Genomic DNA, 18,932 nt, shown 5'->3' on the forward strand with positions numbered 1-18,932 from the left:
AAGTCGCGGCGACCGCGGGGTGCGGCCCTGCGGCGCAGGCCCATGCCCGCGCGCAAGCACCGGGCATTGTATTCGTGGGTGCAACCGCTGCCGCCGGCTAATCCGGCGCTGGGAACGGGGCTTTGAAAGTGGCGCGCGGGGCCGTTGCGCTGCTACTCAGGCGATGGCGGGCAATGCCTGTTCGTGGGCACGCGCGGAACCGGCTTTGACGGGCCGCTGGATGCGCTCCCTCAGGTGCTGAGGGACGCGACTGCAAGCCAGCCGGCGCCAGCTCGGACGGCCCGCAAGAGCAGTTGCCTCTGGCGGGCGCCCGTAGCGCGGCAGATGCATCCGCGGCTGGGCTTCGTTTCAGGCCGCGGCGCGGGACGCCTGCGGCTGGCGCCACTGGGTCATCAGCGCCGCCCAGCGCGTGCGGGCCGCGGCCAGGTTGCGGTCCTTCACATGGCCGTAGCCGCGGATCTGCTCCGGCAGCGCGGCGATGTCAAGCGCCGTGGCGTGGTTGGCGGCGGTCAGGCCGGACATCACTTCCTCGATGCTCGCCTTGTATTCGCCGATCAGCGCACGCTCGGTCTTGCGCTCCTCGGTACGGCCGAAGATGTCGAGCGCCGTGCCGCGCAGGCTCTTCAATTTGGCCAGCAACTTGAAGCCGGTCAGCATGCCGGGGCCGAATTTCTGCTTCTGCAGTTCGCCCTTCGAGTTCTTCTTCGCAATGAGCGGCGGCGCCAAGTGGTAGTTGAGCTTGAAGTCGCCCTCGAACATGCCTTCGACACGATCGAGGAAGCTGCGGTCGGTGTGCAGGCGGGCGACCTCGTACTCGTCCTTGTAAGCCATCAGCTTGAAGAGGTAGCGCGCCACGGCTTCGGTCAGGGTGTTCTTGCCGACCCGCGCGGTCTCGACCTGCTGCACCCGGCCGACGAAGGCCTTGTATTGCTCCGCATAAGCAGCGTTCTGGTAGGCCGTCAGGAACTCGACGCGGCGCTTCACCAGGCTTTCGACCGTTTCTCGCTTCTTGAACTCAATCACCTGGCCAGGCGTCACGAGCTTTTGCACGGCGACAGGGCTGTGCGCGGCGCGGCGACCCCATTCGAAAGCGGTCTTGTTGTTCTCGACCGCCACCGCGTTCAACTCGATCGCCCGCATCAGCGATTCATGCTCCAGCGGCACCCAGCCCTTTTGCCAGGCGAAGCCGAGCAGCATCGGGTTGGCATAAAGGCTGTCGCCCATCAGCGCCACGGCGGTGGCGTCGGCATCGAAGCTGGCGACGCCCTCGGCGCCGACCGCGCGCGCGATTTCGTTGGCGCAATCGTCCTGCGGGTTCTGCCAGTTGGCGTTGCGCACGAATGCCGCCGTCGGCGCGCTGTGGCTGTTGAGCGCGACATGCGTGCGTCCTTCGCGCATGCGGGCCAGCGTCTCGCCGTTGACGGCCACCAGCGGATCGGCCGCCAGGATGAGGTCGGCCGCGGCCGTGCCCACGCGCGTCGTGCGGATCGCGTCCTGCGATTCACCGATCAACACATGGCTCCAAGTCGCGCCGCCCTTCTGCGCCAGGCCCGCGGCATCCTGCGTGACGATGCCCTTGCCTTCGATGTGCGTCGCCATGCCGAGCAGCTGGCCGATGGTGATGACGCCGGTACCGCCGACGCCGGCCACCACCACGCCCCACACCTGGTCGCGCGCCAGCGTCGGGACCGCGGGCTCGGGCATCTCGCCCATTTCGAATGGCGAGTTGGCCTTGCCCTTCGACTTCTTCTTGAGCTGGCCGCCTTCGACGGTGACGAAGCTCGGGCAGAAGCCCTTGAGGCAGCTCATGTCCTTGTTGCAGGTGCTCTGGTTGATGGTGCGCTTGCGGCCGAACTCGGTCTCCAGCGGCTCCACGCTGAGGCAATTGCTCTGCACGCTGCAGTCGCCGCACCCTTCGCAGACCAGCTCGTTGATGACGACGCGCTTGGCCGGGTCGACAGCCGTGCCCCGCTTGCGGCGGCGGCGCTTCTCGGTGGCGCAGGTCTGGTCGTAGATGATGACCGTGGTGCCCTTCATCTCGCGGAACTCGCGCTGGATGTCGTCGAGCAGGTCGCGATGCTTGATCTCGACGTGGTCGCCAGGCACGCTCACGCCCTGGTACTTCTCGGGTTCGTCGGTGACGATGACGACCTTCTTCGCGCCCTCGGCATGCATGCTCTCGGCGATCTGCAGCACCGAATGGCCCTCGGGTCGTTCTCCCACCTGCTGGCCGCCGGTCATGGCGACGGCGTCGTTGTAGAGGATCTTGTAGGTGATGTTCACGCCGGCCGCGATGCTCTGGCGGATGGCGAGCAGGCCGCTGTGGAAGTAGGTGCCGTCGCCCAGGTTGGCGAAGATGTGCTGGTCGGTCGTGAAGGGCTGCTGGCCGACCCATGGCACGCCCTCGCCGCCCATCTGCGTGAAGCCGATGGTGGAGCGGTCCATCCAGGTGGCCATGAAGTGGCAGCCGATGCCGCCCATGGCGCGCGAGCCCTCAGGCACGACGGTGCTGGTGTTGTGGGGGCAGCCCGAGCAGAACCAGGGCTGGCGGCCATCCTTCACACCGCCGACCTGCAGCACGTCCATCGAGCGCTCTTTCGCCTCGAGGATCGCGAGCTGCGCGTCGATGCGCGCGACCATGTCGGCGCCTGCCTTCGCGAGCAGGCCGGTCTTCTTCAGGCGCTGCGCGATCGCCTTGGCGATCATTGCGGGGTTCAGGTCGGCATTGGCGCGCAGCAGCGTGTGCGCGGTGGGATTGGGCATCGACCATTCGCCGCCCGAATAGCCCTCGGCCGCATGCACTTCGCCCTCGTCGAACTTGCCGACCACGTTGGGGCGCACGTCCGAGCGCCAGTTGTAGAGCTCTTCCTTGAGTTGGTACTCGATCACCTGGCGCTTCTCCTCGACCACCAGGATCTCCTGCAGGCCGGTCGCGAAGTCGCGCGTGAGTTGCGCCTCCAGCGGCCACACGACGGCGACCTTGTGCAGGCGGATGCCGAGCTGGCGGCAGGCGGCGTCATCGAGGCCGAGGTCGATCAGCGCCTGGCGCGTGTCGTTGAAGGCCTTGCCGCTGGCCATGATGCCGAAGCGGTCGTTCGGCCCCTGGATGACGTTGTGGTTGAGCCGGTTGGCGCGGATGTAGGCCAGCGCGGCGTACCACTTGTAGTGCATCAGGCGCGCTTCCTGCTCCAGCGCGTGATCAGGCCAGCGGATGTGCAGGCCGCCGGGCGGCATCTGGAAATCGGTGGGCGTGATGATCTCGACGCGCTCCGGGTCGATCATCGCTGTGGCGCTGGACTCGACGATTTCCTGGATCGTCTTCATGCCCGACCACACGCCCGAGAAGCGGCTCAGCGCGAAGGCGTGGATGCCGAGGTCGAGGATCTCCTGCACGTTGGTCGGGAAGAACACCGGCGTGCCGCAGGCCTTGAAGATGTGGTCGCTCTGGTGCGCGGCCGTGCTGCTCTTGGAGATGTGGTCGTCGCCCGCCACCGCGATCACGCCGCCGAATTCGGTGGTGCCGGCCATGTTGGCGTGCTTGAACACGTCGGAGCAGCGGTCCACGCCGGGGCCCTTGCCATACCAGATGCCGAAGACGCCGTCGAACTTGTTGGTGCCCTGGGGGGAGAAGCCCAGTTGCTGCGTGCCCCACAACGCCGTGGCCGCCAACTCCTCGTTCACGCCGGGCTGGAAGACGATGTTCTGCGCCTTCAGGTACTTGCTGGCCTTCCACAGGGCCTGGTCATAGCCGCCGAGCGGAGATCCGCGGTAGCCGCTGATGAAGCCGGCTGTGTTCTTGCCGTTCTGCTGGTCGCGCAGGCGCTGCAGCATCGGCAGCTTGACCAGGGCCTGGACGCCGCTCATGAAGGCGCGGCCGTAATCCAAAGAATATTTGTCGTCGAGCGTGACGGTCTCGAGAGCCTTGCGGATGTGCTCTGGCAGCGGGGCGTTCATGTGTCGGTCTCCGGTGGCTTTGCCTTGTGGGCGTGGCTGAAAAGGTGTTTTGAACCCTGGTAGGGCGCTCCCCAATAGTGACGCAAAGTGTATGCCTGCGCCTCTGACAGGTGTTTGCGTTCTTTGCCTCGAAAACCCGCGTCCCAGAAAGGATCTTTCTTAAAATGCCAGTCTATGGAAAGCATTGACAAGTTTGACCTTGCGATACTGCAAGAACTGCAGGCCGATGGACGGCTCACCAATGCCGAGCTGGCATTGCGCGTCGGCCTGTCCGCTGCGCCGTGCTGGCGCCGCGTGCGGGCGCTGGAGGAGGCCGGTTTCATCAAGGGCTATCACGCCGAGATCGACCGCCACATGATCGGGCTGGGCGTGCTCGCTTTCGTGCGCGTCGACGCCGAACGGGTGCAGGGCGACGCGACCCGCAAGCTGGAGGAGGCGATCCGCAAGTTGCCCGAAGTGGTGTCCTGCCACTACATCAGCGGCACCGGCACCTTCGAGTTGCAAGTGGTGGCGCAAGACCTCGACACCTTCTCGACCTTCGCGCGCGAGCATTTGATGAACCTGCCGAACGTGAAAGACCTGCACACCAGTTTCTCGCTCGGCGAGGTGAAGGCCAGCAGCGCCTTGCCGCTGGCGCACCTGGCGCCGCCGCGTCGGTGAAGAAAGCGACTACGGCGCGTTGTCGAGCTGGACGTTCATCCATCCGGCGCGGCCACCGAGCCAATCGACCAGGTATTTGAGTTCACGGGCATAGGAGCCCTTCACCACGGCGTTGGGCCAGACCCAGGTGTCGAGGATGGGCCAACGTGTGAAATTGCGGGCTTGCGGCTCGGCCAGTGTGGCGGCCGTCGCGAAGGCGAAGCCCCCAAGGTCCGGCAGCCGCCCGGCGAGATAGCGCCAACGGACCTGCATGTGGCGCCGGAACTGCTCGTCCTGCAGCAGTCGCTGGAAATAGGGGTTCTGATAGCGCGTCCACCAGCCTTCGATGGCGTCGTTTCCGTTGTAGTTGACGTTGCCTGCCGCGATGTCGAAGTCCCACACGGGGCCGAACTGCAGCCGCCCGCCGCGCGGACGATAGGCAAAGGTGCTGGAGTTGAAGCCGTCGTTGTTGCGGAAGAGTTCGTTGATCAGGTACAGGTCGATGAGCGAGTCGGCATCGAGGTGGGCGTCATAGCCGGCCTGCGGATCCTTGAAGCTGGTGCTGTACAACTCCCCCTCCATGCGGTCGACGAAGGACACGAGGTTCGGCATCTGCGCAGGGGTCATGTCGGACTTCACGGTGTACGGCACGCCGGCCTGGCTGTAGTACCAGAGGACTTCATCGAGCCGCCCATCGATCTCGAGCAGGAAGCCCATGCCGGGGTCGACCGCCTCGGTGGCGGGCTCGCCGATGTTGACCCGCTTGTCGGCCACCTCGACCAGTTCGCTCAATTGGTAGACGCCCACGTAGTCACCGTTGAGGGTCAGCTCCACGTAGCGTTGCCCCGGCGTGTAGTCCATGCCGAGCATGCGGCTGAGGCAGGCGGCGAGGGCGTTGCGCATCAGCGTCTTGTCCGCGTAGTTGGCAAGCAGCGCCCAGTTCTTGCTGGCCGGCAGGCCGAGCAGCGCCGCCTTCTTGCCCAGCTTGAGGCGATAGGGCTTCTTGGGCATCAATTCCCAGGTGCTGTTGCCGCGGCCGCGGATGTCGGTGGCGACCGCCGTGTCGGCTCCCTCGATCTGCAGGGTGGCGGGAACGTAGGTCACCTTCGAGTCGATCGGGGCAGCGTCCCGGGTCCGGATGCTGATCGGCGTCACCGGCTGCGCGGCGCAGGTTTCAGGCTGGACCTGGTGCAGCGTCTCGACACGCAGCGTCCTCGGCGCCACGGTGTGCAGCAGGTTGCCAGTGGCGGGGTCGATGTAGGCCGCCAGAACTTGCCGGGCGGCGCGGGCAGCCCCGGCGGTGGCGGCCTGGATGTTCATCGGGGCCGACCCGGTCATCAGCCTTGTCGTGGCGCTTGCCAACGCGGGCAGGACGGCCATGCCGATTCGACGGGCCGTCACATCGTCCGGGTCATGGATGTCGATCGTCGATGCCAGGCCGAGCCATGGCGTGGGCATGGGCGGAACCGCGCCGCCTGTCGGCGCGCGCAGGGCGTCGAGGGTCGTCAAGGCACTGATGACAGTGACCGGCATCGGACGCGACGCCAGCCGGTACGCCTCCTGCATCGCGCCGGTCGCATCGAAGCCGGCCGGAATCCTGGCCACGAGAAGCGGAGGAGGCGAGGTGAGCGCGGTGCGGGCCGCCAGCGTCAGCGAGAAGTTGCCGGCGGCATCGGTGGTGATGGCGGGCTCCGCCGCGCTACAGTCGAAATCGCCATCCACATCGAGGCAGACCTGGATACCCGCAGCCGGTATGGCAACATCGACCCGGCCCGAAAAGTTCCGGATCGCCTCGACGGATTCACCAAGCTTCGCGGTGCGAACGGCCTGACCTGCGTCCACCGCCACCGGCGCCGCGCTTGCCGCATGCGGAAGGCCGCCCATGCTGGCGCTCCCCCCTCCGTTGCCGCCACCACCGCACGAGGCCAGCACAGTGCACCCCAATGCCAAAACAATCACGTGAAATCGTGACATATTCGATCTTCTCCCTGAATAATTTTTGGTACGGCAGGGATTAGACATGATCGTTCCAGGACCGGCGATGCGTTTTCCAGCGTTTTGCCTGCCCTCACGCAATTTCCAAGCACCAACATTTCAATCGGGAGACGAAATGAACCCCCTTCGCCGCGCACTCGCGCTGGGCCTCGCAGCCGCCACCCTGGCTTTCGGCGCGCAAGCGCAGAACCGCGAACTCACCGTGGCCTCCAGCGCCACCTACGCACCGTTCGCGTTCGAGAACAAGGACAAGCAGATCGTCGGCTTCGACGTCGACATCATCAATGCCATCGCCAGGAACCAGGGCCTGAAGATCAAGCTGGTCAACACGCCCTGGAGCGGCATCTTCGCGGCGCTCAACAACGGCGATGTCGACCTGATCATCTCGGGCGTGACCATCAACGAGAAGCGCAAGCAAAGCTACGATTTCTCGCCCTCGTACTTCGCGGCCAAGCAGTTGATCGCGGTGCCCAAGGCCAGCACCGTGGCGTCGCTGAAGGACCTGGCCGGCAAGAAGATTGCCGTGGTCAACGCCTCGACGGCCGATGACGTGGTCTCGCGCGAGTTCGGCAAGACCAATGCGAACATCCGCCGCTTCGAGAGCACGCCGCTGATCATCTCGGAACTGGCCGGCGGCGGCGTCGATGCGGCCGTGGGGGACAACGGCGTGATCGCCTACCGCGTGGCGCAGAACGCGGACCTCAAGACCGTCGACGACAAGTCCTTCCCCGAGGAAGGCTTCGGCATCGTCGTGAAGAAGGGCGACAAGGCGCTGCAGGACAAGCTGGCCGCGGGACTGGCCGCGATTCGCGCGGACGGCAGCTACAACACGATCTACAAGAAGTGGTTCAACAAGGACCCTAACGCCCGCTGACCGCCATGGAACCCATCGTCTGGTTCGGCTGGTTCCGGGTCGACATCCTCCTGGAATACAAGGACCTGTTTATCCAGGGCGCATGGATGACGCTGCGCATGACCGTGGTCTGCGTGCTGCTGGGTTCGAGCTGGGGCTTGTGCCTGGCCATTGCGCGCCTCGCGAATGCCCGGCATGCGCCGTGGACCTGGGTCACGCGCTACTTCCTGCGCTGGCCGTCGACGGTGTACGTGAGCTTCTTCCGGGGGACGCCGCTGTTCGTGCAGATCCTGCTGATCCACTTCGCGGTGATGCCGGTGTTCATCCATCCGACCAGCGGCTTGCTGATCACCGGCGAGCTGGCGCGCGAACTCAAGCAGGAGCACGGCGCGCTGATCTCCGGCATCGTGGCGCTCACGTTGAACTCGGCGGCCTACATCTCGGAAGTGTTCCGTGCGGGCATCCAGTCGATCTCGAAGGGGCAGGTGGACGCAGGCCGTTCGATCGGCTTCACGCCGGCACAGGTGATGCGCTACGTGGTGCTGCCGCAAGCCTTCCGGCGCATGTTGCCGCCGCTGGGCAACAACGCGATCTCGCTGCTGAAGGACACGTCGCTGGTGTCTGCGATCGGACTGGCGGAGTTGGCCTATGCGGCGCGCACGGTGGCCGGGGCATATGCGCGCTACTGGGAACCTTACCTGGCGATCTCGCTGATCTACTGGTTGATGACGCTGGCGCTGGCGACGATGCTGCGGCGGCTGGAGCATCGGCTAGCGCGCAGCGACCGGGGTTAGGTGTTCAAGAGCGCGCCAGCCCCGCCGCCACATCCCTGAACGAGGCCAGCGCCGCTTCGAGGTGATCGATGATTTCCTGTTGCAGCACGTCAGGCGGCGGCAGGTCATCAAGGTTGTCGAGGCTGTCGTCCTTGAGCCAGAAGATGTCGAGACTGGCCTTGTCGCGCGCCACCAGGTCGGCGTAGCTGAAGTACTTGAAGCGCTCCGACTCGACCCGCTCATGGCGGTTGTCGGGGCGATAGCTTGCGATGAAGTCGCTGAGATCGGCGGTGGCCAGCGGCCTGGTCTTGAGCGTGAAGTGCTTGTTGGTGCGCAGGTCGTAGATCCACACGCCTTGGGTATGCACCTTGCCGTCGGCCGGCTTCTTGTCGAAGAACAGCACGTTGGCCTTCACGCCCTGCGCGTAGAAAATGCCCGTGGGCAGGCGCAGCAGCGTGTGAACGTCGCAGGTTTCCAGCAGCTTCTTGCGGATCTTCTCGCCGGCACCGCCTTCGAACAGCACGTTGTCGGGCAACACCACCGCCGCTTGTCCGGTCGTCTTGAGGATGGTGACGATGTGCTGCAAAAAGTTGAGCTGCTTGTTCGACGTGGTCTGCCAGAAGTCCTGCCGCTCGTAGGTCAACGCGTCGCGGTCTTCCTCGCCTTCCGCGTTGGTGATCGTCATGCTGCTCTTCTTGCCGAAGGGCGGATTGGCCAGCACGTAGTCGAAGCGCTTCTCCGGCGCCGAGATCAACGCGTCGGCGCGGTCTACGGCCGGCTCGCCGTCCAGTTCACCGACGTTGTGCAGGAACAGGTTCATCAGGCACAGCCGGCGCGTGGCTGCGACGATCTCGTTGCCGAAGAAGGTCTGGTTGTGCAGGAACTCCATCTGCCGAAGGTTGAGCTTGTGGCCGCTCTTGCTCGCCAGCCAGTCGTACGCGCCGAGGAAGAACCCGCCCGTCCCGCAGGCCGGGTCGGCAATGGTCTTCATCGGCTGCGGCCGCACGCAGGCCACCATCGCCTCGATCAGCACGCGCGGCGTGAAGTACTGGCCGGCGCCGCTCTTGGTGTCTTCGGCATTCTTCTGCAGCAGGCCTTCGTACAGGTCGCCCTTGGTGTCGGCATCGAGGCTGATCCAGTTCTCCGCGTCGATCAGCTGCACCAGGCGCGACAGCTTGGCCGGGTCCTGGATCTTGTTCTGCGCCTTGAAGAAGATCGCGCCGAGCATTCCCGGCTTGGTGGCCAGTTCGTGCAGGAGCGCGAGGTAGTGCGCTTCCAGCGGTTCGCCGGTCTTGCTCTTGAGGCTGGGCCAGTCGAAGCCCTTGGGGATGTGGGTGGGGCGCTCATAGGGCGGCTGCGCGTATTCGTGCGCCAGCTTGAGGAACAGCAGGTAGGTGAGTTGCTCGAGGTAGTCGCCGTAGCCCACCCCGTCGTCGCGCAGGGTGTGGCAGAAGTTCCAGATTTTCTGGACGAGAGAGGATGCGTTCATCAAATACCCATCAAATACGGCATCGCCGCATAAATCTTTGATTTATATGGATTTTCTTGGTGGCAGATGGCCTCTGAAAGGCACCGTGCCAAATACCCGTCAAACAAATGGGCCGCGTTCATCCGTCGGTCTGCGCTTCCGAAGCGCTGGAAGCCGCTGTGTATGCCTGTCTCGGATCGCGCGGATTTGCGTAGGTCGTGCGCAGAACGCCTTCTCTGACCATCGGCGTGAGCGAGCGCTTGCGCAGATCGTCCGGATCACGTTCCAGCGCGTGGGCCAAGACCCGCAGCCCCAGATGGCGGCCAGAGCAAAGGGCAACAATGCTCGCGCGCAGTGTTGATGGCGCCACGCGTCCGCGCCGTGCCACCGGTCGCCCCAGGTCTGTCAGTTGGGCCTGAATCGCAGGCGAGAGGGTCGCCCAGTCGAGCAGAGGCTGAACGGGAGCTTTCGCCAAAGCAGGCTCCGGTGATAGCGCCACTAGCTCCGGTGATTGCCCTGCTGGCTCCGGTGTTACGGCGCCAAGCTCCGGGGGTGCGACTGCTTCATCGGCGATATCGAAGACTGTCGCCGTCAAACGCCTTTGCCAAGGCAGGAAGTAAACCGTGCCTCTGCCTGCGCCGTCCGGCGAAAGCAACCCGTCACGCACCAAGCCGCCCAGCATCTTGGTGAGATCAGCGGGATGGTCCGTGCAAATCTGCTTGAGCCGGTCGTGGCTCACCACCCCTTCCACTTGCGCAGTGATCAATGCCAGCCGGGCGCTGTCCGGCAGAAAACTGAATCGCGTGCCCAAGCGTTCCTCCAGTTGCGCCACCGCATCCGCCGGCACCAGGCTGCTCATCCGCAGTTCCATCAGCGTCTGCTCGGGCTCGGGCAGTTCATACAGAACAGGGCGGCGCCAATGCTGACCTGCCCAGTTCGTGTAAATCTTGGGGAGCCCCGAACCCGCGTGGTCGCCATAGCCCACAAGTTGGAACATGGTCTGCAGACGCCGATTGCGGCAGTCGCTGTTGCCACCGTGAATCGCCAGCTCCGGCGGAATGCGCATGCGACCCGGATTGCGAAAGCCGTACATGTCGGGCCGCTTCACCACAAGCACCGACACACGACCTGAATAGTCCGCGTGGATCAAGGTGTTGGCGAGCGCCTCGCGCAGCGCCTCATGCACCGGAGTGTCGTCTACTCGTTGCCCGTCCCGCAACTGGAACGGAACCTTCAAGCCAGCAGTGAGCTTTTGATAGACCTTCCGAAAAAAGTCGTAGAGATTGCCGGACCACGTGCCATCGGGCACGAGCCGGTCGATCCAGCGTCGTTCCGTGCGGGCTTCCGGGCGCTCCTGGAAGTCCACCATGTAGTGCGGCAACGCGTCCCGGATGACCTCCGCGCGCCCGAACATGAGCAGCCCGGCGACACGCAAACCCGAAATACCCTTCTCGCGGTTCTTGCCCCATGCGCCGATCCGCTCAAGAAATTCCGGCGCCGGCAACTCGGTCCACACATGGCCCGGGCGAACCGCTGCGAATCGATTGCGGTAGGCCGCCACCGATTCCATGTCCAGATCCGCAAAGTCAAAGCCTTCCAGCACACGCTCGTCGCGCGAGTCCTCCACGCGTTCGGCCAGCATGCGCCGCACGGCTTCATCATCGGCGGCGTAGTCGCCTTCGTAGCGCCGCAGCCATGTGCCGCCGAAAGGGTTGGCGCCCAAATGAACCGGTCGTTGCTGCCGCGTGGCGCGGGGCACGCGCACCTGGAGCACCGATTCCCCGTCCACCCGAATGGGCTGAACATCCGGTTCACCGAGCAGGTTCGAGCTGATCTGCTTGCGGTTGTGCAGATTGTCCCAAAGTGCCTTTCGCACCTTCTCCAGATCCGCCAAGCCGACGGCCTTGAATTGACCCCGAGGCTTCTCCTGCACACCCAAAAGGATCAGGCCGCCGTCGGAGTTGGCCATCGCGCTGTAGCTGCGCCAGAAATCGTCGGGAAGCTCGCCGCGTCCGTCACGCCCCTGTGCAGCCTTGCACTCCAGATCAGCGCTCTCGCCGAGTGCGATCAGTTCTTCTGTTGTGAGATCGTGGTTCATGACATGTTTGCGGCGTGGCGTCCGCGCCGGGCTTTCGTTGCGCCAGATGCCGCGCGCTCGGCGCGGATGCGCTCCAGCAACCTGCTTGCCGGTTCGTCGTTCGGGTCTTGGGGGACGAGTTGGCCGGAGAAGGCGGCTTGGAGGATGTTTTTGCGTTGGGCGGTGGCTTGGCGGAGGGCCTTTTGAATATAGGACGCCATTAGCAGTTGCGCAGCCAATGCGTCTGTCAAAGCGCCAACGGCACTCGCCTGTTCGTTCAAGGGCGGCAACGGCACCGGAACCTTGCAGAGTTTGCTCACGCTAAGCGTGTACAACCCACTCGTAGTAGCAGCGAGCTTCATCAAGATTTCAACCCCTCCCAACGAGTTCAGCCACGCTTCGAGGAACTCACTGAACATCACGATCGGCCGGGCGCGAATCAAATGGTTCTGATGAACCGCGTTTTCTATTGAACCATCCCACCGCGCACACCGCCCAATCTCGGTGAGGCTGCCGTTGCCCTCGACTATCAATATGTCACCGCGCTCAAGCGCCAAGCGCTCCAACTCCCCGTCAAACAGTTCGATTTCATGAACTTCATCGAGCTTCAGTAGGCCGCGCGCGACGTTAGCAACGCGCAAGAACGGATATCTATTTTGTACAGGCGCTCGGGATGGCTGCTTCTGAACGCCGCCTTGAACTTCAGCGAGCATGTCCAAACTCGCCCAGACCCAGCCTGGCGGCAACTCTGCAAGACCTGCCGGCTCCAAGGCCGCCGGTACCGGGTACCTGTCTCTCCAGCCCTTCGGCGGTGCCTTCCCCTGCGCCTCGAACTTGGCGAGCTGCTTGGCCTCCCATCGCTCCCGCCGCTCGCGCAGGATGCGATCCAGCAGTTGCGCGCCACTTTCCTCGGGTTCGCCGAGCTGCTCGCGCCAAGCCTGCGTGAGCCGGCCCTCCATGGCGGCCTTGAGCAGCGACTGGCGGTATTGCGCGAGCTTCCTTTGCGCGGCCTTGAGTTCGGCCACGCCGGCATCGAGGTCGGACAGCAGTTCTTCGAGCTTGTCGGCGATGCGGGTTTGCTCTGCAGCCGGCGCTAGCGGAAAAGGGATGAGTGCGGCTTTGGCACCCGAGATTTCCAAAAAGGTAGTGCCGCTCGCAAGTTTTTCGGCTATTGGCTTAGCGCTCGTAAGCCAGTAATACATGAAGTCCGAGCCCAATCCAAGCACTGGAACAAAGCTCTTGAACCCTTGATTGGTGGTAACTGGCTTGGCGGCCACTGCGACATATCCGATAGGTGCGCGCGAGCTGAAAAGTACAGCCCCCTTGGGCAGCCAACGAGCGCCGGAGTCTGCCAATCCCTTTTCAGAGATGAACCGTGTACCTCCGGCGATCTGCTTTCCGACATGGCGGGACATGTCGGCGGGCGTGATCCAAGGTACATCTCCGCCAAAGTTAGCGGGATCAGTCGTGCTTGGCGTGCCGCCCCCAACCACTTCTGCGATATCCCCGATCGGCACCCACTTCCACGAGTCAGGCAGCGACCACAAGTCGTCGCTCAATTCGGTCACGTTGTCCACACCAAGTTCATTTCAGCTTGCATTCGTCGTTTTCTGCGAATTATTGAATCTCAGATAAAACCTGATAAATCGATTCTTGGTCGCATCACGGCTATGCCACCAACTCCATATTCATCTCATCCATCAACGGATCCAGTTGTTCCCCAAACACCCCCCAGGCCTTCTGCAACCCACCCTTGGCCGCAAACGCCGCGTAGTTGAAATGGCCCCGCTCGATCGCGCAGCTTGCCGCGATGTGGTCTTTCATCAGCCGCAGCCAGTCCATCTGCTCGGGCGTGAAGGCGGTGGCGCGCTGCGCGTTATGGCGGAACACCCAGTCGGCAAAACGCTTGTCGACTTCATCGGCAAAGGGCCTCAGTTCAGCCTGTTCGGCCTGCTCGCCCCCGGCCGCACTCATGCCTGAGGCAAAGCGAACCAGCGAGATCAGGTCGGTGAGCTGGCGCTTCTGGTCCGCACCTTTCACCCGGCTCGCGTGAACACGCGCATAGGCGCTCCAGAGCCGCTCGGTGGTCAGCATCAGCGGCGGGCGGCTCAGGTGGTCGTGCAGTTCCTCGATCATCTCGAAAGTCACGGCGCGGCGCTGGTAGGGCTGCTGGTAGAAGAAGCCCAGCGCCGCGATCTCGTCGCGTTGCGCGGCAAGGTAGTCGCTGAAAGTCTGGATCACCTTGCGCGCCTCGTCTTCGGCCTGCGCGCTGTAGCCCGCGAAAGTCACCTGGTCGAGGTTGACGTGGTCGATGAGTTGCTCGCGCTCGCGCCGGGCGCCTTCGATCTGGTCGCGCAGTTCAGGCGCATCGAAGGGCAGGCAGGCGGCGGCGACGCGCTGGTTGCGCGCTTCCTGCAATTCGCCTTCGGTCAGCGTGCCTTCGATGCGCGTGATGCCGCGCGACTGCGCCGTGGCCAGCGCGGTGGCGACGATGCGGTCGGGGTCCAGCGCCACCAGCAACGCCTTGCCGAGTTCACCGACCGGCACGCCGCCGGAGGTCTTCTCGATGCGCTTGTGCGCCTTCTCGTCGAGTTGCTTGGCCAGGCGCACCAGCCGGTTTGCCAGGCTCAGCACGGTGTCGTCGTCGCGGTGGCCCATGGCCACGCCTTGCAGCAGGTCCTTGAGCGGCATGCCGGGCTTCTTCTCTAGCGGGCGGCTTTCGGTCTTGAGCGACTTCTCCACGCCGACCGCATCGATGAGCACGAAGCGGGTCTTGGCGCTGTCGGCGCTGTTGCTCACGCGTTGCAGGTCGTCGAAGCCCAGGCTGCGCACGCCCCGGCCCTTCATCTGCTCGTAGTAGCCCTTGCTGCGCACGTCGCGCATGAAAAGAAGCACTTCGAGCGGCTTGACGTCGGTGCCGGTGGCGATCATGTCGACCGTGACGGCGATGCGCGGGTTGTAGTCGTTGCGAAAGTTGCTGAGGATGGTGTCCGCGTCTTCCTCGGCCTTGTAGGTCACCTTCTTGCAGAAGGCGTTGCCCTGTCCGTAGACCTCGCGCACGATCTGGATGATGTCGTCGGCGTGGCTGTCGGTCTTGGCGAAGATCAGGGTCTTGGGCACTTCCTTGCGGGTGGGGAAGATGGTGGTTTCCAAGGCCGTCTTCATGGCCTGGATGACCTGCCGGATCTGGCTGGGGTTGACGACGGAGCGGTCGAGCTCCTTGCCCGTGTAGGCGCTGTCTTCCTCGGTCTCGGCCCAGCGGCGCTTTCGGGTCTGGCGGTCGCGGTGGTCGACCCACTCCCTGGCGGCGAGCAGCGCGCCCTTCTTCGTCACCTCGGTTTCGATCTCGAACACGTCATAGCCCACGTTCACGCCATCGGCCACCGATTGCTCATAGGTGTACTCGGCGACGATGTTTTCTTTGAAGAAGCCGAAGGTGCGCTTGTCGGGCGTGGCCGTCAGGCCGATGAGGAAGGCGTCGAAGTAGTCGAGCACCTGCATCCACAGGTTGTAAATGCTGCGATGGCACTCGTCGATGACGATGAAGTCGAAGGTCTCCACCGGGAGGTCGGGGTTGTAGCGCACGAGCTTGGCCTGCCTGGGCGACTGCTGCACCTCGTTGAGCGACACGTCTTCGGCCGATTCGTCGATGGGCTCGCCCGACAGCACCGAATACATGCGCTGGATGGTGCTGATGACGACCTGCGCGTGCGGGTCGATGGTGCTGGAGGCAAGGCGCTGCACGTTGTACAGCTCGGTGAACTTGCGGCCGTCGTCGGGCGGCGTGTAGGCCATGAATTCCTGATGGGCCTGCTTGCCGAGGTTGCGGGTGTCGACCAGGAACAGCACCCGCCTGGCACCGCCGAACTTCAACAGGCGATACACCGAAGTGATGGCGGTGAATGTCTTGCCGGCGCCCGTCGCCATGTGGACGAGGGCACGCGGCTTGTTGAGGGCGAGGGATTTTTCAAGTCCGGTGACGGCACTGACCTGGCAATCGCGCAGGTTGCGCTCAGGCAACGCAGGCATCCGGGCGACGAGGCGGCCACGCAAGGTGTCCGGCTGCGACAGCATTTCTGCCAGGTGCTCAGGGCGAAAGAAGTGAAAGAGTTCGCGCGAGCGCGGGGCCGGATCCCGCCCATCCGTGAAGCGGATGACCTGGCCAGTGCTTTCGAACAGGAAGGGCAGTGGTTCCGCCTGCATCCGCCATTTCAGTGCGCCGAAGGCGTAGCGGGCGGTCTGGTCCTCGACGAAGGTGAGGATCGTGTGGTCCGGTTTCGCCTCGATCACGCCGATGGCCTTGCGGTCGAGAAACAACGCGTAGTCGGCCGGGCCCGTGTCGGTGGGGTACTCCCGCACTGCCACGCCAAGGCCGGCGCCCAGGTTGAGTTGCTTCATGTCCTGCAGCACCCATCCGGCGGCAACCAGCTTCTGGTCGATCTGTTCGCGGGCTTTGGCTTCTGGCGTCATGGGGCCGAATTGTCGACGAGGCGGCAGCACCCATCACGGCCCACAGGATCGAGCGGATAACAATAGCCCCCATGCCACCCATCTCCATCGAGGACGCACCGCCGCAACCGCTGCGCCCGGCGCCTGCGCGCATCGGCGCCCTCACGCCGCTCAAGCTCCCCGTGTTCCGCATGCTGTGGAGCACCTGGCTCATCGCCAACATCTCCATGTGGATGAACGACGTGGCGGCGGCCTGGATGATGACCACGTTGACCAGCACGCCGATCTGGGTGGCGCTGGTGCAATCCGCCTCGACGCTGCCGGTGTTCCTGCTCGGCCTGCCGAGCGGCGCGCTGGCCGACATCCTCGACCGGCGCCGCTGGCTGATGGCCACGCAGTTCTGGCTCGCCTTCGTGGCGATCGTGCTGTGCGCCGCGGTGGCGATGGGCTGGATGACGGCGCCGCTGCTGCTGGCGCTGACCTTTGCCAACGGCATCGGGCTGGCACTGCGCTGGCCAGTCTTCTCTGCGATCGTGCCGGAACTGGTGCCGCGCACGTACCTGCCCGCCGCGCTGGGGCTCAACGGCATCGCGATGAATGCCTCGCGCATCATTGGTCCGCTGGTGGCGGGCGCGCTGATCGCGAGCTTCGGCTCCTTGTGGGTCTTCGTGCTGAACGCGGTGATGTCGGTGGCCTCGGGCTTCATCGTGCTGCGCTGGCGGCGCGAGCACACGCCCAACCCACTGGGCCGCGAGAAGCTCATCAGCGCGATGCGCGTGGGCGTGCAGTTCGTCTGGCAGTCGCAGCGCATGCGCGCCGTGCTGACGCGCATCGCGATCTTCTTCCTGCACTCGACCGCCCTGCTTGCGCTGCTGCCGTTGCTGGCGCGCGGACTGAAGGGCGGCGATGCCGGCACCTTCACACTGCTGCTGGCGGCGATGGGTGCGGGCGCGATCATCGCGGTGCTGTTCCTGCCCAGGCTGCGGCAGGGCTACGAGCGGGACCAGCTGGTGCTGATAGGTACGGTGGTGCAGTCGATTGCAACGGGCATCATGGCCATTGCGCCCAACGTGTGGGTCGCGGTGCCGGCCATGATGTTCGGCGGCGCGGCGTGGATCACGGTGGCCAATTCGCTGTCCGTCTCTGCGCAGCTCGCGTTGCCGGACTGGGTGCGCGCACGCGGCATGTCGACCTACCAGATGGCGATCATGGGCGCGACCGCCATCGGCGCCGCGTTCTGGGGCCAGATCGCCACCGTGTCCACCTTGCAATTGAGCCTGTGCATCGCGGCCGGGAGCGGCACGCTGGTGATGCTGGTGGCGCTGCGACTGGTGCGCGACCATGGCACGGACGACGACGTGAGCCCCGCCCAGCCCGGCTGGAGCAAGGCGCCCGCGCATCCTGCGCCCGGCGAAGGCCGCGTGGTGATCAACGTCGAGTACATCATCGACCCCGCACGCGCGGCTTCCTTCCTCATCGTGATGCACCAGACGCGCCGCACGCGGCTGAGCGAAGGCGCGATCGACTGGGACCTGCTGCACGACATCGCGCAACCCGGGCGCTACGTGGAGCAGATCGTCGACGAGTCATGGACTGAGCACCTGCGCCGCTTCAACCGCGCCACCGCCGCCGACCTGGCGCTGCGTGAACGGCGGCTCGCGTTCCACCACGGCGAGGACCCGCCGGTGGTGACGCGGTACGTGGTCCAGAGATAGCGCCCGCCCCAGAGCTCCGCGGCACTGAGTAAGTGCGTCGCTACGACGCCTTCTTCGGCAGCTCGATCCCGGGGAAGATCTTGATGACCGCGCTGTCGTCTTCCTTCGCGAAGCCCGCCGTCGAGGCCTGCATGAACATCTGGTGTGCGGTCGACGACAGCGGCAGCGGAAACTTGGTGGCGCGCGCCATGTCGAGCACGATACCCAGGTCCTTCACGAAGATGTCGACGGCCGACAGCGGCGTGTAGTCGGCCGCCAGCACGTGGGCCATGCGGTTCTCGAACATCCAGCTGTTGCCGGCGCTGTGCGTGATGACCTCGTAGAGCGCCGCCGCATCCACGCCTTCGCGCAGGCCGAGCGCCATGGCTTCGGCGGCTGCCGCGATGTGCACGCCTGCGAGCAACTGGTTGATGACCTTGACCTTGCTGCCGGCGCCCGCCCTGTCGCCGAGCCGGTAGACCTTCGCGGCCATGGCGTCGAGCACCGCGCCTGCCTTGGCATAGGCCTCGGGCGTGGCGGCGGTCATCATGGTCATGTCGCCGCTGGCGGCCTTGGCAGCGCCGCCGGAGATCGGCGCGTCGATGTAGAGCAGGCCCTTCCCGGCCAGCCTCGACTCGAAGGCGATCGACACGTTCGGATCCACCGTCGAGCACATCACGAACACGCTGCCGGGCTTCATGCTGGCCGCGACGCCGCTGTTGCCATCCGCGCCGAACAGCACGCTTTCGGTCTGCGCCGCATTGACGACGACCGACACCACGATGTCGCAACCCGCGCCGAGTTCGGCCAGGGTGGCGCAGGCATGGCCGCCGTCCTTCGCGAAGGCTTCTGCCACGCCAGGGCGCACGTCGAATACATGGAGGGCATGGCCGGCGCGGCGCAGCGATTGCGCCATGCCGCCGCCCATGGCGCCGAGGCCGATCAATCCGGTGGTGAGGGTCGTCATTGGTCTGTGTCTCCTGGAGGGACACAGATGATGACGCATGAAACCGGATCCAGCGCGAGCAAG

The 18,932-nt window shown here is 64.8% G+C and carries 11 protein-coding genes; 4 read left to right on the top strand and 7 right to left on the bottom strand.

Translation table 11 applies throughout. The features are described from left to right. Positions 1 to 348: 348 nt before the first annotated feature. A complete protein-coding gene (locus HCU76_RS13295; RefSeq protein WP_213959385.1) occupies positions 349 to 3,954 on the bottom strand; it encodes an indolepyruvate ferredoxin oxidoreductase family protein in 3,606 nt (1,201 codons plus the stop codon). Between the two features lie 174 nt (positions 3,955 to 4,128). Here HCU76_RS13295 and HCU76_RS13300 point away from each other — a divergent pair, with 174 nt between their 5' ends. Continuing rightward, positions 4,129 to 4,614, top strand: a complete 486-nt coding sequence (locus HCU76_RS13300; protein ID WP_218509564.1) for an Lrp/AsnC family transcriptional regulator — start codon at positions 4,129 to 4,131, stop codon at positions 4,612 to 4,614. Positions 4,615 to 4,623: 9 nt separating this feature from the next. Here HCU76_RS13300 and HCU76_RS13305 read toward each other — a convergent pair whose 3' ends face one another. Then, on the bottom strand, positions 4,624 to 6,477 hold the full coding sequence (locus HCU76_RS13305) for a CotH kinase family protein (RefSeq protein WP_218509565.1): 1,854 nt from the start codon (positions 6,475 to 6,477) through the stop codon (positions 4,624 to 4,626). A gap of 226 nt (positions 6,478 to 6,703) precedes the next feature. On the opposite strand from HCU76_RS13305, the gene HCU76_RS13310 reads away from it, so the two are divergent. Together HCU76_RS13310 and HCU76_RS13315 are read left to right on the top strand one after the other, a co-directional pair. Beyond that, complete coding sequence (locus HCU76_RS13310; RefSeq protein ID WP_213959382.1) at positions 6,704 to 7,462, top strand: basic amino acid ABC transporter substrate-binding protein; 759 nt, start codon at positions 6,704 to 6,706, stop codon at positions 7,460 to 7,462. A gap of 5 nt (positions 7,463 to 7,467) precedes the next feature. Next, on the top strand, positions 7,468 to 8,235 hold the full coding sequence (locus HCU76_RS13315; RefSeq protein ID WP_213959381.1) for an amino acid ABC transporter permease: 768 nt from the start codon (positions 7,468 to 7,470) through the stop codon (positions 8,233 to 8,235). A 4-nt stretch (positions 8,236 to 8,239) separates the two neighbouring features. Here HCU76_RS13315 and HCU76_RS13320 read toward each other — a convergent pair whose 3' ends face one another. The 4 genes from HCU76_RS13320 to HCU76_RS13335 form a co-directional block, all read right to left on the bottom strand. Beyond that, on the bottom strand, positions 8,240 to 9,703 hold the full coding sequence (locus HCU76_RS13320) for a class I SAM-dependent DNA methyltransferase (RefSeq protein ID WP_218509566.1): 1,464 nt from the start codon (positions 9,701 to 9,703) through the stop codon (positions 8,240 to 8,242). A gap of 118 nt (positions 9,704 to 9,821) precedes the next feature. Next, positions 9,822 to 11,780 carry an RNA-binding domain-containing protein gene (locus HCU76_RS13325; protein ID WP_218509567.1) on the bottom strand — a complete coding sequence of 653 codons (1,959 nt, stop codon included), beginning with the start codon at positions 11,778 to 11,780 and terminating at the stop codon, positions 9,822 to 9,824. Continuing rightward, complete coding sequence (locus tag HCU76_RS13330; protein WP_218509568.1) at positions 11,777 to 13,336, bottom strand: restriction endonuclease subunit S; 1,560 nt, start codon at positions 13,334 to 13,336, stop codon at positions 11,777 to 11,779. The genes HCU76_RS13325 and HCU76_RS13330 overlap by 4 nt, the downstream gene beginning before the upstream one ends. Positions 13,337 to 13,427: 91 nt before the next feature. Beyond that, positions 13,428 to 16,229, bottom strand: coding sequence for a DEAD/DEAH box helicase family protein (locus HCU76_RS13335; RefSeq protein WP_218509569.1), 2,802 nt, complete (start codon positions 16,227 to 16,229; stop codon positions 13,428 to 13,430). Positions 16,230 to 16,300: 71 nt separating this feature from the next. Between HCU76_RS13335 and HCU76_RS13340 the strand changes: the two genes are divergently transcribed. Continuing rightward, a complete protein-coding gene (locus HCU76_RS13340; RefSeq protein ID WP_213959377.1) occupies positions 16,301 to 17,923 on the top strand; it encodes an MFS transporter in 1,623 nt (540 codons plus the stop codon). A 40-nt stretch (positions 17,924 to 17,963) separates the two neighbouring features. On the opposite strand, the gene ltnD is transcribed toward HCU76_RS13340, so the two are convergent. Further along, positions 17,964 to 18,869, bottom strand: coding sequence for an L-threonate dehydrogenase (ltnD, locus tag HCU76_RS13345; protein ID WP_218509570.1), 906 nt, complete (start codon positions 18,867 to 18,869; stop codon positions 17,964 to 17,966). Positions 18,870 to 18,932 lie beyond the last annotated feature (63 nt).

Source organism: Variovorax sp. dw_308 (assembly GCF_019207085.1).
GTDB lineage: Bacteria > Pseudomonadota > Gammaproteobacteria > Burkholderiales > Burkholderiaceae_C > Variovorax.

Coding starts and splice junctions, on each gene's coding strand:
- HCU76_RS13305 (WP_218509565.1), bottom strand. CDS start 6,477: ATGGGCGGCCTTCCGCATGCGGCAAGCGCGGCGCCGGTGGCGGTGGAC.
- HCU76_RS13335 (WP_218509569.1), bottom strand. CDS start 16,229: ATGACGCCAGAAGCCAAAGCCCGCGAACAGATCGACCAGAAGCTGGTT.
- HCU76_RS13315 (WP_213959381.1), top strand. CDS start 7,468: ATGGAACCCATCGTCTGGTTCGGCTGGTTCCGGGTCGACATCCTCCTG.
- HCU76_RS13320 (WP_218509566.1), bottom strand. CDS start 9,703: ATGAACGCATCCTCTCTCGTCCAGAAAATCTGGAACTTCTGCCACACC.
- HCU76_RS13300 (WP_218509564.1), top strand. CDS start 4,129: ATGGAAAGCATTGACAAGTTTGACCTTGCGATACTGCAAGAACTGCAG.
- HCU76_RS13310 (WP_213959382.1), top strand. CDS start 6,704: ATGAACCCCCTTCGCCGCGCACTCGCGCTGGGCCTCGCAGCCGCCACC.
- HCU76_RS13325 (WP_218509567.1), bottom strand. CDS start 11,780: ATGAACCACGATCTCACAACAGAAGAACTGATCGCACTCGGCGAGAGC.
- HCU76_RS13295 (WP_213959385.1), bottom strand. CDS start 3,954: ATGAACGCCCCGCTGCCAGAGCACATCCGCAAGGCTCTCGAGACCGTC.
- HCU76_RS13340 (WP_213959377.1), top strand. CDS start 16,301: ATGCCACCCATCTCCATCGAGGACGCACCGCCGCAACCGCTGCGCCCG.
- ltnD (WP_218509570.1), bottom strand. CDS start 18,869: ATGACGACCCTCACCACCGGATTGATCGGCCTCGGCGCCATGGGCGGC.